Origin of the sequence: Rhizobium sp. BK008 (assembly GCF_014197345.1) — a bacterium.
In the GTDB taxonomy this organism is placed as follows: domain Bacteria; phylum Pseudomonadota; class Alphaproteobacteria; order Rhizobiales; family Rhizobiaceae; genus Rhizobium; species Rhizobium anhuiense.
In genome coordinates this window covers 291,386-304,352 of record NZ_JACIFK010000002.1, presented here as the reverse complement: position 1 = coordinate 304,352, position 12,967 = coordinate 291,386, and the positions used below count along the sequence as shown (strand labels likewise).

At 60.6% G+C, this 12,967-nt stretch carries 11 protein-coding genes; 4 read left to right on the top strand and 7 right to left on the bottom strand.

Going from position 1 to position 12,967, the window contains the following annotated elements; genetic code table 11:
• Positions 1–60: 60 nt before the first annotated feature.
• The gene (locus FHT69_RS12910; protein ID WP_097543488.1) at positions 61–495 is read right to left on the bottom strand and encodes a hypothetical protein; all 435 of its coding nucleotides are present in this window, start codon (positions 493–495) and stop codon (positions 61–63) included.
• 204 nt (positions 496–699) lie between these two features.
• On the opposite strand from FHT69_RS12910, the gene FHT69_RS12905 reads away from it, so the two are divergent.
• Positions 700–1,596, top strand: coding sequence for a GGDEF domain-containing protein (locus FHT69_RS12905; RefSeq protein ID WP_097622692.1), 897 nt, complete (start codon positions 700–702; stop codon positions 1,594–1,596).
• 102 nt (positions 1,597–1,698) lie between these two features.
• On the opposite strand, the gene FHT69_RS12900 is transcribed toward FHT69_RS12905, so the two are convergent.
• Together FHT69_RS12900 and FHT69_RS12895 are read right to left on the bottom strand one after the other, a co-directional pair.
• Positions 1,699–2,004: a hypothetical protein gene (locus FHT69_RS12900; RefSeq protein WP_097622693.1), complete on the bottom strand. Its 306-nt coding sequence runs from the start codon at positions 2,002–2,004 to the stop codon at positions 1,699–1,701.
• 304 nt (positions 2,005–2,308) lie between these two features.
• Entirely contained in the window at positions 2,309–3,850 is a 1,542-nt protein-coding gene (locus FHT69_RS12895; protein WP_183905440.1) for a cation:proton antiporter, read from the bottom strand.
• 100 nt (positions 3,851–3,950) lie between these two features.
• On the opposite strand from FHT69_RS12895, the gene FHT69_RS12890 reads away from it, so the two are divergent.
• From FHT69_RS12890 to FHT69_RS12880, 3 genes are all read left to right on the top strand, one after another.
• The gene (locus FHT69_RS12890) at positions 3,951–5,168 is read left to right on the top strand and encodes a flavin monoamine oxidase family protein (protein ID WP_183905439.1); all 1,218 of its coding nucleotides are present in this window, start codon (positions 3,951–3,953) and stop codon (positions 5,166–5,168) included.
• A gap of 101 nt (positions 5,169–5,269) precedes the next feature.
• Complete coding sequence (locus FHT69_RS12885) at positions 5,270–5,734, top strand: NUDIX domain-containing protein (RefSeq protein WP_097622697.1); 465 nt, start codon at positions 5,270–5,272, stop codon at positions 5,732–5,734.
• 256 nt (positions 5,735–5,990) lie between these two features.
• The gene (locus FHT69_RS12880) at positions 5,991–8,084 is read left to right on the top strand and encodes a carboxy terminal-processing peptidase (protein WP_097543485.1); all 2,094 of its coding nucleotides are present in this window, start codon (positions 5,991–5,993) and stop codon (positions 8,082–8,084) included.
• 236 nt (positions 8,085–8,320) lie between these two features.
• Here the strand turns inward: FHT69_RS12880 and FHT69_RS12875 are convergent, their stop codons facing one another.
• The 4 genes from FHT69_RS12875 to FHT69_RS12860 form a co-directional block, all read right to left on the bottom strand.
• Entirely contained in the window at positions 8,321–8,599 is a 279-nt protein-coding gene (locus FHT69_RS12875; RefSeq protein ID WP_097622699.1) for a hypothetical protein, read from the bottom strand.
• A gap of 234 nt (positions 8,600–8,833) precedes the next feature.
• Positions 8,834–11,062: an EAL domain-containing protein gene (locus FHT69_RS12870; RefSeq protein WP_183905438.1), complete on the bottom strand. Its 2,229-nt coding sequence runs from the start codon at positions 11,060–11,062 to the stop codon at positions 8,834–8,836.
• Positions 11,063–11,168: 106 nt separating this feature from the next.
• Entirely contained in the window at positions 11,169–11,981 is an 813-nt protein-coding gene (locus FHT69_RS12865; protein ID WP_047612830.1) for an ABC transporter ATP-binding protein, read from the bottom strand.
• Complete coding sequence (locus FHT69_RS12860) at positions 11,978–12,967, bottom strand: ABC transporter ATP-binding protein (protein ID WP_097543484.1); 990 nt, start codon at positions 12,965–12,967, stop codon at positions 11,978–11,980. The genes FHT69_RS12865 and FHT69_RS12860 overlap by 4 nt, the downstream gene beginning before the upstream one ends.

Here is a 12,967-nt window from a genome sequence, read left to right as displayed (position 1 = left end):
GGCCCTTTCATCGCCGCGGCGACCGCCGGCCTTGCAGCGCCAGATGGCCTTCAGCCTCAATCAGGCAAAGAACGCACGAAGCTGAGCGAAGAAGCCGCCTGGTTTGTAACTCGCCATCTTTCGCAGGCGGCGAGCGATGACTGCCGCGCTGACGTGTTCACCGAAATGGCAGAAGCAGACAAGGCCGTGCAATTGCTCGTCGCTGAGCTCGAAGAACCGCCTGGCCTCTCCATAGCTGTCATTTTCCATTCCCGCCGCCCGCAGAATGGGGTCAGCGAATGCAACGGAGATCGGGGTGTCGTCATCCCGCAGCGCAAGCCGTTCCGCCATCGACTTATATTCGGTTTCGTGAAGCGTGTTCAGAAACGCCCTGGGGCTGCGGTCGAGACTTTCGGCCCACCGCTCAAGCCGTTCGCGCCGCGTCATGTCAAGGCGCGTGCAGGTCGTGCTGACCTTGGCAATGGTTTTCAACTGATCGAGTGCGTACTGTTCCATCTCGGCCTCCTATCTCCGGAAAAATAGATGGTCCGCTCCCAAAGATAGCGTCGCTCAGGTGGCGGCCGATGTCCAATCACGATTGGGACCGGCAGCTCGTTGACGCTTCCGTAATCACTGGAGGCGTCTTTTGCTTGCTGACAGGCTCTTTTCTCATAGGATCTCTGCGCCATGTCATACCGAGGCAACCAGACAGGGTTCGGGATGGACGAGATATTCGAACAGCTTCTGCACCTTTCTGCATGCACGCAAACGCTGATTGCGGTCTATGATGGTCATGACCGGCTGCAATACGCCAACAGCGCCTTTCGTTCGGCCTATTTCATCGAACCGGATGAAACGCCCCTCTGGCCGGATCTCATGCGGCGTAATTTCCAACAGCAGCGGGGCACGGTCATTCGAACGAGCAATTTCGAAGAGTGGCTGCGCTCGACTCAGTCGCGCCGCGGCAAGATCGGCTATCGCGCTTTCGAGACGGACCAGTGGGACGGCCGATGGTTCTGGATGACCGAGGCGGTGCAGAAGAACGGTTGGATGCTGTGCATTGCGAGCGACATCACCACTTTGCGCGCGCATGGCAGGACTGTCCGGCAAGATCGCGATCAGGCGATCAAGGCGTCTTACACCGACGAGCTCACGGGTGTCGCCAACCGCCGCTTCGTGATGGCGCGCGTCGACGACATGCTGGCGGCCGCCCAGCATGGCAGCAACGGATGCCTTGCCGTATTCGACATCGACAATTTCAAATACATCAACGATCGCCTTGGCCACCACGCCGGGGATGAGGTCCTGCGCGATTTTGCGCATCGCATTCATCAGAATGTTCGCCGCAACGATTGTTTTGGGCGGGTCGGCGGAGAAGAATTCCTTCTGGTGATGCCGGCAACCGAGACGGAAGACGCCATTGCCATCGTCGAGCGCATGCTGACGGTGATCCGGTTTTCCCGGCCCCTGCCTGAGTCACCCGACTTCAGCTACACCTGCTCTGCCGGTATCGCCGGGTGCGCCCCGTCCGACAGCACGTCGGATCTTTATCGACGCGCCGATCAAGCACTCTATGCGGCTAAGCTAAGCGGCCGGGACAGGGTGCGCGCAGCCTAGGCGCTTATGCGGTTGAACCCCAATCTGGTTGACGCAGTCGTGGCGGACGACGATCCGGCCCTGTTCGCCGGGGCCGGAACCAATGTAATCGGGCCCGATGTGTCAGATCCCCGACCCGTAAAGCTCCTGGTCATCGTCGCCTTCCCAGGGGGAGGGCATCGAGCTGCTGGCGAGGTTTGCCGAGGGCATCGGCATCCAACACTTCAATTCCGGCTCGGCATATTCGATGATGTGCCCGGGCGAGGAATCGGAGGCGCGCCAGCCTTCTCCACCGAACTGATCGCCATTCGTCCAATAGGCAAGGTCAACTTCCGCCGGCCCCTGTTCGGACGGGCGGATCGTGACGAGGATCCGACTGCCGTCTTTCGGAGCGTTTGCCATATTGCGCCAGCGATCCGGCTCGTCCATCGTTTTTCCTCCTGCTTTCCTCAAGTGCAACTGTCGCCTCACGATCGAAAACGGTCAACTCAAACTTTGCAGAACCATCCCCATCGACGCCTGCAGGAACTGAAAGTGCAGGCGCTGATCACGAAGAGCCAAGCGCTTCTCCCGGGTGAGGCCGTCAAGAAGCCCAGCGGTAGCAACGACTGCGAGACTTGTGTTTGAGAATGGCGCCGCTTTCCAATAGAGGGGACGGCAACGGACCATCCGACCCCAGTTCGCTATCAGGGAACCATTGATTGTCCTGGCGTCGACCACTGCCTGGTCAGATCTAGCTTTCTGTGATGCGGCGATCCTCATCTGAGCCGATGGAGAGTTGCTTCCAGTCAAGGTCCTCCTGCAACTCGAGATATTGCGTCGCACCGATCTGGTCTGTATCGCGCAATTCCTCGAGGCGCTGGCGCTGGGCGAGAACGGCTGCGATTGTCAGGTCACGGCGCCGATTGAGCGGTGAGGTTCTGGCCGCATCGGTGGATGCTGTCCAATGATCCTTGCAGATCGTCCGGATCGCTTCGGCTTCAGTACCGCTTTCCTTCTCAAGCCGCTGAAAGGCGGCCTCGGCGAGCGACACGCGGGCCGCCTTGAGTTCATCGCGCACTTCTGCCTGCCGACCGAGTTTCAGGAGATGGATCATCGGTGCCAGGGTCGCCCCTTGAATGACCAGGGTTGCAAGCACCACCGCGAAAGCCGTGAGCACGACCAGGTCTCGCTCGGGAAAGTCGGCAGGGAGTGCGAATGCCGTCGCCAGCGTAACAAGGCCGCGCATACCGGCCCAACCCACCAGCAAGGTTTCCCCGGATGTGAAAGGCGCCAGTTCACGGCCGCGCCGGTGACGGGTCGCAACGACGGCGTGAAACAGGAAAGCCATCGCCATGCGCGCCAGGATGACGCCGACCACCACGATCGCGGCAAATCCCACCGCCCGCTGAAGCTCTTCAGCCGACATCGCCTCAAGGATGCGGCGCGCCTGCAGCCCCATCAGCAGGAAAGCCACCACGTTCAAGAGGAACACGACCGTCGTCCAGACCGCGAAGGAATGCACCCGCATGCGTGGCGAATCCTCGACCGAAGAAAGGGTGGCGATGGTCATTGCGCTCGCCACGGTGGCAAGGACGGCCGACAGGTGCAGATGCTCGGCGATCAGCCAGGTCGAAAATGCGTAGACGAATTGAAACAGGGTCCCGCCGACGGTGTTTTCGGTTATCGGTCGAAGCCGCGAGACGACAAAGCCGAAAGCGATGCCGAATAGGATCCCTCCCGGTGCGGCGATAGCCACCTGAAGCGCCGTCCCGGCATCCAGCCCGCCCCGCGCTTGGACAGTGAGCGCGGCCCCGAAAAGCAGCAGCGCGGTCGCGTCGTTGAACAGGCTTTCTCCCTTGAGCAGGGCATCCACACGGCGGGCGACGGGCAAATTGGAAAGGACCGCCGTGGCGGCTGCCGCATCAGGTGGCGCGACGATTGCGCCCAGCGTGACCGCAACCGCAATCGGAAGCCCGACAGTCAGCATGCTGATCGACACGACGACGCCTGTCGTGACGAGAACGGCGACGACGGCATAGAAGAACAGCGGCAGCAGCATGCGCCGCGCCGCACCCACCGGGAAGTCATAGGCCGAGTCGACAAGGACGGGGGCGATGAACAAGGCGAGCGCCGTCGGCGGATCGATCGGGATCGTCGGCGCCCCAGGCAGCATTGCCACGGCGACGCCGGCGGCAGCCAGAATGCCCGGGTAGGGCAGCCGCATGCGGCGCGTGACCTGCAGCAGCAGGATGGCAACCGCCAGCAATGCAACAAGTGTTTCGAAGAATGTCATGTCAGCATACTAGCAGGCTTTCGGGCCCGTTGAAGCGGGTGCAGCCTAGATGTAAAGCTTGTGTCGTATCAAGCTGGCGACGCAGCGGCGGAGGGCGACGATGGATTACGAGGTTGCTGTTGTCGGCGCTGGCGCGGCCGGCATTGCAGCAGCAAAAAAGCTGGTCGATGCCGGCCGCTCGGTCGTCATCCTGGAAGCCAGCAACCGCGTGGGTGGACGCGCCTGGACAATCGAATTGGCCGGGATGCCGCTGGATTTGGGTTGCGGCTGGCTGCATTCTGCCGAGCGCAATCCTCTCGTCGCCATTGGCCGTGCATCCGGGTTCACTATCGAGCGCGGGCGCACGGCGTGGCAAAGCCAGTGGCGCAATCTCGGCTTCACGCCGTATGAACGGGCGGCTGCGGCGACTGCATGGAACGCGCTTGAGGAGCGGATGCGCGCCAATCCTCCCGCCAGCGACAGGGCTTCGGACGCGCTGGAGCCGGGCGGCGAATGGAACGCCTACTGCCAGTCGCTCAGCGGATATCTGAACGGCGCACCGCTCGATCGGCTGTCGGTCTCTGACTTTCTTGCCTATGACAATGCGGCAACCGATGCCAATTGGCGCGTGCGGGAAGGCTACGGAAGTCTGATCAGCGCCGCCGTTCCCAACGTGGCCTTGCGCCTTTCGACGCCCGTTCGAGCCGTGACCTTGACCGCGAACGGCGTCCAGCTGGAGACCGACCGCGGTCCTGTCACATCCGGTGCGGCAATCATCACGTCATCGACCAACGTTCTAGCCCGCGGAGCCATTATCTTCGACCCGGAGGCCGACGATCACCTCCACGCCGCAAGTCAGCTGCCGCTTGGCCTCGCAGACAAGCTGTTTTTGGAACTCCATGGCAATCATGGTCTGGAGCCGGAAACCCATCTGCTCGGCGACCCGCGAAATGCTGAGACCGGCAGCTATTATATCCGGCCGCTCGGGCGGCCGGTCGTCGAAGGCTTCTTTGGCGGAAATGGCGCCGTCGTCATCGAACGCGCGGGTTTACTGGAAGCATTCGCCTTCGCTCTGGACCAGCTGTCGTCGCTGCTCGGGAGCAATATTCGTCACCACCTGCGGCCCCTGGCAGCCTCTTCCTGGTGTCATACCGATTGGATAGGCGGCTCCTACAGCCATGCGCTGCCCGGCCATGCGGGCGCACGCGCAGTCTTGGCGCGTCCCGTCGGCGACCGGCTGTTTTTCGCCGGCGAGGCGACGCATCAGTCCGACTTCTCGACAGCCCATGGTGCGTGGCAAAGCGGATTGCGGGCTGCCGACCAGGCCGCAGCAGTTTAATGCCCTCGTGACATAGAAGGGCGAACTTCGTTCGCTTTATTGATGGGAGAGCCGGCCCTACACCCGAAATGGCTGCGCCATCAACGCGAGAGGATAACGCAATGGCAATCCGTAGCGCCGGACTTCTCATATACCGGCGCGCTTCCGAGAATTACGAAGTCCTTCTCGTCCATCCGGGCGGACCTTACTGGGCGAAGAAAGACGAGGCTGCCTGGTCGATCCCTAAAGGATTGGTCGAGCCTGGAGAGGACGCACTCGCGGCTGCGAAAAGGGAAGCTGCCGAAGAGCTTGGTGTAACAATCGATGGCATATTCAGACCGCTTGGCGATTACCGGCAATCTGGCGGCAAGATTGTCGTCGTGTGGTCGATCGAAGCTGATCCAGTCCTGGCTGTGAACGCGATACGGAGTTCCGAATTTCACATGGAATGGCCGCCAAGGTCGGGCCAGGTAAGAAGCTTTCCGGAGGTTGATCGCGCGGGTTGGTTTTCCTTAGCCGACGCAACGCTTAAACTGTTGAAAGGACAGCGACCGATGGTCGTCGACCTCCTGACGCATCTTGAGTGACCGGCCCCAAATTCCAGCTTCAGAGGCCCGTCTCGCCGCACTTATGGGTGAATCACGCGGCAGCCATGAATTGCTTCTGGAGGCCGCCGGCATGCGACAATCGCCGCCATCTGAATCAGATCGAGAAAATTGGAGCTGCGATCCGCAATCCGCGGCTTTTCAGCCATCCCATTTGCCACCCGGTTGCCAAAAAACCATGATTGCCTCACATAGATCACACATCGACCACAGGCATGAAGAATTGGATCGACGCTGGATGCGCATACACTACGTTTTTCTCGGTGCATTTCTTGCACTCGCACAGGCCGCCTATGCTGAAGTCGCGTCGCCGCCGGTCTTGGAGCCGCTGAAGCGGCAGGCGCAGGCCGCTGAGTTGAGCGCGCAATTCCTTTCGCGGTATAGCTATAAGCCCGTTCCGCTCGACGATGCCTTGTCGGCCAAGGTCATGGATGGGTTCATCAAGTCGCTCGATCCGGACCGCATGCTCTTCCTGCAGGCCGATGTCGACAGGTTCATGGCGGATCGCAACGAGATCGACGATGCGATCGAAAAGCAGGACCTGAAGATCCCGTTTGCGATTTTCAACGCCTATGAACAGCGCGTCGTCGACCGCATGACCTATGCGCGCGGCCTGCTGAAGCAGGGCTTCGATTTCAGTGCGCAGGAAGATTTTTCGGTGCTGCGCGATAAAGCGCCTTGGCCGCAATCGGATGCCGAGAGCAATGAGCTTTGGCGCAAGCGCGTCAAAAGCGACTGGCTGCGGCTGAAGCTCGGCGGCAAAACCGACGCGGCCATTCGCGAAACGCTCGACAAACGGTATGAAAACACGCTCGAGCGCGCCTACAAGTTTAAAAGCGACGACGTGTTCCAGTCGTTCATGGACGCCTATTCGACGTCGATCGATCCGCACACCGACTATTTCGGCGCGGCCGCTTCGGCCGATTTCAATGTCTCGATGAAGCTTTCGCTGTTTGGCATCGGCGCCGTGCTGCAGGAGCGCGACGACTACACGACGATCCGTGAGCTCGTGCCCGGCGGGCCGGCGCAACTCTCCGGCAAGCTTGCGGTCGGAGACCGCATTACCGGCGTTGGCCAAGGCAAGGATGGGGCGATCAAGGAAGTGGTGGGCACCCGCCTCGATGAAGTCGTGCAGATGATCCGCGGCAAAAAAGGCTCTGTCGTGCGGCTGGATATCCTCCCGGCCGATGCCGGAGCCGATGGCACGCATCGCGTCATCAGCCTGGTGCGCGATAAAATCACTCTCGACAAGCAGGCTGCCAGGAAGACCGTACTCTCCGTCAAGGCGGGCGACGCCACGCGTAAAATCGGGATCATCACCCTGCCGGTCTTCTATGAGGATTTCGACGCCAAGCGCAAGGGCGACAAGGATTACAAAAGTGCAAGCCGCGATGTCGCCAAGCTTCTCGGCGAGTTGAAGGACGAAAAGGTCGACAGCGTTCTCATCGACCTGCGCAACAATGGCGGCGGTTCATTGGACGAGGCGATCGATTTGACCGGTCTGTTCATCGGCAAGGGGCCGGTCGTTCAGCAACGCGGCAGCGACGGCAAGGTCGAGGTCAAAAGCGCCGATCTTGCAGCGCCTGTCTGGACAGGCCCGATGGGTGTCCTGATCAATCGCGGCTCGGCCTCGGCTTCGGAGATTTTTGCCGCGGCAATCCAGGACTATGGTCGCGGCGTGATCGTCGGCGAACCCAGTTTCGGCAAGGGCACCGTTCAGACGGTCGTCGATCTCGACCAGATCGTGCACAATAGCAAACCCGAATTCGGCGAGCTGAAAGTGACGATTGCCCAGTTCTTCCGGGTCAATGGTGGCACGACGCAGCTGCATGGCGTGACGCCTGATCTCAGCCTGCCGGGATTGTCCGATCCGACTGCTTTCGGCGAGACCAGTTATGACAATGCGCTGCCGTGGGCTGAGATCAAGCCCGCGAAATACCCGCGTGCCGAGACAGTCGCGACATTGCTTCCGGCATTGCAAAGCCGCCATGATGCGCGGGTCAAGACCGATCCGGACTTCCAGCGCCTGGTGAAAGACATTGCCGACCTCAAGGCGCAGCGCGAAAAAGGGGTCATTTCCCTCAACGAAGCCGAACGTCGCAAAGAAGCGGCGGCTCGCGAGAAACGGCTCAAGGATCGAGCCGAAGCAGGGGATGGCGAGGACCTTGGAGATGATGGCCTGGAGGCAGGCGAGCGCAGCCTGAGCGCCGATATTGCCATCGAGAATGCCCGCAAGAACGCCAAGGACGTCCTGCTCAACGAGGCAGCCGCCATTCTTGCCGACGAGGCGGATTTGCAGCAAGGCGTGCTCAAGGCAGCCACGAAACAATAAGGGAATGCGGACGGAAGACATAAGGCACTGCGAACTTCCTCCTCCTGGACCGGGTTAGCACGTCCGCATCAGCCAATTGCTGTTGATGACGGCGTCAGTCCCAATCCAGGAACAAGCCTGGAACTGTGGCTGATGCCCGTCGTTAGAGCGCCGTGCGTCCAAAAGGAGGCACGGCGCTCCAACACTTTCAATCCTCGCATCGTGCTTTCCGAAAATCGGATTTTCGGGCCGATGCGCTAGAAGGATGACGATGGAACCACGCCCATAGTCGGGACAGGTGGTTCCTGCTTCGGCGTCTTGTTTCCTTGCTCCTCGCCGCCGCTCAGTGCCTGGCGCACTTCATCCTCTTCCCAACCCGCCTCGATGGCCGAAGCCACGAGCCTCTCGATTTTCTCGGTTTCCGAATTGTGTGAAGTCTCATTCAGGTGGCGTCTGGCAGTCTCGAGACACTGACGGAGGTTGGACGCGCGGCTGGCGTCGTTACGATCGTAGCTTGGCGATGCGACGTAGGTCATTTGGAAGCTCCCTGTTGATCGGGAGAAACACCTCAAGAGACAGCCGGTTCCACTGCGTCAGCGTCGCCATCCGTCGTCTCGGGCTGCGCGACGGTGACGGTGACGATGTCTCTGTTGGGCACGCTCATGGTCCTTCATGGACGACGACGACCACGGTATCTCCGCGCGATGACGCTTTCCGGAACCTGATGGATCTGCGTCAGAGCAATAGTCGCGCAGGCCGACCGTAACTGATCAACCGCACTGCAACGCGTGCGAGCCGCGGCAAAATTCAATCAATTGCTCCGAGGTCATGGGCCGTGCCAGCGCATAACCTTGCAATATATGGCAACCGAGCTCTTTCAGGATCTTCGCATGCTCCATCGTCTCCACGCCCTCCGCAACGATGTCGATGTTCTGCGATCGGCCGATTTCGATAATCGAGGCGACCAGACGGCGCTGCGATGGAGACGCGATGATCGGCTTGATGATCTCGCGATCGATCTTCAGCCGTCGCGGCTCAAATCGAAGCAGACTGACGATGCTGGCATGTTCGGTGCCGAAGTCGTCGATCTCGATTTCGATGCCGAGCTTTTTAACCGCTGGAATGATCTCGTTGAGAACAGGTTGAAGATCGTTGAAGGAGATCGTCTCGAGCAGCTCGAAACACAGGCGACCCTTGGCGATGGGAAGCTCGGACAACTCGGCAAGCAGATTTGCCTGCGCCAGCCGGCGCGCTGAAATATTGACCGAGACACGGGGGATTTGCATTCCCAGGCTGTCCCATCGCGTCAGCTCGAACAGGGCCTTTTGCAGGATCAGCCTGTCCATGTCGCCGCTACGCCCCAGCTTTTCGGCGACGTCGAGAAATCTGATCGGGGCGAGCAGGCCCTTTTGCGGGTGGTCCCAACGGGCAAGCGTCTCGACGCCGGCAATGGCCAATGTGTTGGCATCGAATTGCGGCTGGAAGAATGCAACGAGTTCATCGCGATCGAGCGCGTGATTGAATTCGTCCGCCAATTCTTTCGAATGGATCGCGGCGCTACGAAGCTCTTCGGTAAACACCGCCGCGCGGCCGCGGCCCGCCTTCTTCGCCTCGTACAGGGCCAGATCGGCATCGAGAAGCAATTGGCCGAGGTCCCGCCCGAGATCGGTCTCCCAGGCGACGCCGACGCTTGCCCCGACAACGCAGGCCATACCGTCAATGAAGAGAGGTTGCTCGAGGGTCTCGACAATCTGCCGGGCCAATGCGTTTGCCTTCGGCTCCGGATCGGCGCTCCAGCTGGCGAAGATGAACTCATCTCCACCGATCCGAGCCGCAACGTCGTCTGGACCAGCCAAATCGGCAAGGCGCGAAGCCGTCCCTTGCAAGACCGCGTCACCTCCGGCATGGCCTTTCGTGTCGTTGATCTCCTTGAACCGGTCGAGGTCGATATGAATGAGGATCAGACAATCCTGTGCACGGGGTCTCGGCGGTTGCGCGATCATCCGGTCGACAAATCGTCGATTGGGAAGCCCCGTCAATGCGTCATGCAAGGACAGGAACTCCAGCCTCTGCCGGGCCCGAACGAGCTTCTTCTTGTGAAGGCGAAGCTTTTCGATCGTTCTTTGGCGCGATCTGGTCAGAAAGCCGATCCAGACGATCGGCGCAACGACACATAGTGCCAGCAGGCTCGCGTAGAACTCAAAAATGCCGATCCCGCTCTTTTGGCCCCATCCGCGCTTCGGCAGTGCGGCGAGGGTCCAACGGCCGTAGGTCATATCGACGGATGCCAGGACCGGCTTCCTGGAAAAGGTTGCCATGCTGCCGAAAAAGACCTGTTTGGGCTCGTTCGGCTCCGGCACGGTGCTGATGGCGAGTTCAAGCTCGGTCGAACCAAGACCGCTTTCCTGGTAGAGCCTTGGTATGTCGATGATGCCGGAAAGCAGTCCCCAAAAAATCTGGCTTTTTCCCTCAGTGATGTAAATTGGGTACCGGACCACGAAAGCGGTTCCACCTTGGACAAGCTCCACCGGGCCCGTGAGAACGATATTGTGGGTGTTGCGCGCCAGCATCGCGGCAGCCCGTTGCTTCTCATTGGTGCGGTAGTCGAGCCCGATGGCCTTTTCGTTTCCCTTCTCCGGATAGACCCACCGGACCACCATGTCGGGCGCGGCGGCGAAGCTTCGCAATTGTGAATCGGGCTGCAGGATCTGCGCGGCGAGTTTGGAAAATCCGTTCTGGCCCATCTCCGGATTGACTGCGATGCCGGCCGCCAACCCCTGCAACAGCTTCACATTGCTGTTGAGGTTCGTCTGAAGTCGGGAGGATATGGTGGCAAGCTCGCCGGCGACGATCGAACGTTCCTCGGCCAGCGATCGCTCCAGCCGCCAGTTCGTTGCCACCCAGACGACGATTGCTGCAATAATCGCCGCAAATATTGCGGGAGCGAATGCGCTGGTATGGCTTATTGCGGAGCGAGCGAGATTTCTTCGAAACTTCATCAGGTTGCCGGCGTGGATGACAGACGCTCATCCTTGCACGGTTTCTTTAAGGCAACGCTAAACTCGCCAACCCTCGTGAGGGAAAGCTGCCTACTCGTTGCGAGGCTTAGGTCGCCGGGCTGAAATCGGCGGCCAGCACCGCATCCTTGAGCGCGCGCGAATAGGGATGCTGCGGGTTGTCCAGGACGGGGCGGGCCTGTCCGCGTTCGACGATTTCGCCTTTGCGCATGATGATGATGTTGTCGCTGATGTAATAGGCGGTGGCGAGGTCATGGGTGATGTAGACGATGGAGAGACCGAGCTCGTTTTTCAGGCGGCCAAAGAGGTTGACGATCGCCATGCGCAGTGATGCGTCGACCATGGAGACCGGTTCATCGGCCACCAGCAGGCGGGGTTGCGGGATCAGCGCCCGGGCGATGGCGACGCGCTGGAGCTGGCCGCCCGATAGTTCGTGGGGAAACCGGCCTTTCACTTCTTCAAGGGTCAGGCCGACATGGACGAGCGCGGCATCCGCCATCCGCTCCGCCTGCTGCCGGTCCGGCCGTTTTCCCGAGAATGAAAAATTGAGGGCCGTCTCGAAGAGATAACGGTCGACACGTTTCAGCGGATTGAAGGCTTCGAAGGGGTTTTGCAGCACCGGCTGGACCTCTTTCATGAAAGCCTTGCGTTCGGACCTGCTATGGATGGCAACGGTCCTGCCGCTGAATTGAAGCTCGCCTTCCGTCGGTTCGGTCTGGCCGAGGATCATCGCCGCGATCGTCGATTTTCCCGAGCCGGATTCGCCGACGATCGACAGGATCTCCGGCTCCGCTCCAAGTTCGAAGCTGACGTCCTTGACCGCCGTGATCAGGCGCCGGCCGAGCATGCCGCCCTGCCGGTAGACTTTCGTGACATGCGAGAGGCTAAGAAGAGCGCTCAAACCTGATCTCCCGTAACGGCAAAACACGCCACGCGCCGCTGCGGCTCGACGGTGACGAGCGGCGGAACCTTCTGCGAGCAGATCTCCATGCGCTTCGGACAGCGCGGGTGAAACCGGCAGCCTTCCGGCGGCATGGCGAGGTTCGGCGGACGACCCTCCAGCGAAGGGCGGGCCGTCGCATCGCCGATGCGCGGCAGGCTGCCGACGAGGTGCTGCGTATAGGGGTGGAGCGGCATGTTGAAGAGTTTGGCGGTCGGCGCCTCCTCGACAAGACGCCCGGCATAGACAATGCCGATGCGGTCGGAGACCGTCGCATGAACCCCCATATCATGGGTGACGAACAGGAAGGACGAACCCATCTCGCGTTGGATTTCGCGGATCATCGATAGGACGTCGCGCTGAACGATCACGTCGAGCGCGGTCGTCGGTTCGTCGGCGATGATGAATTCCGGCGTCAGGATCGTGGCAAGCGCAATGGTCATGCGCTGGCGCATGCCGCCGGAGAGCTCGTGGGGATAGGCGTCGAGCAGATGCGGATCCAGCTTCAGCCGTTGCAGATGGGTGGCGACCCTTTCGAAAAACTCATTCCTGCCGACCTTCATGTGGCGAAAGGCGAAATCGGTGAAGGAGTGACGGATCCGGCGCACCGGATTGAGCACATTCATCGAACCCTGCATGATATAGGACAGATGCCGCCAGCGCAGCGCCAGGCGCTCTTCCGGCTTCATCGCGTAGATATCCTGGGTGCCGCCGTCGAAATGGAATGTCACCTTTCCCGAGACGACCCGGAGCGGCGGCCGGATCGCGCCGGCGATGGTCTTGATCAAGGTTGTCTTGCCGCTGCTCGATTCGCCGGCAACGCCATAGACCTCGCCGCGGGCGATCGTCAGGCTGATATCGTCGACGGCGCGCACCTCGCGATCGACGCCGTAGAGGAAGGCACGGTAATAGGCTTTCAGATTCTCAATTTCGACCAAAGGATCCAT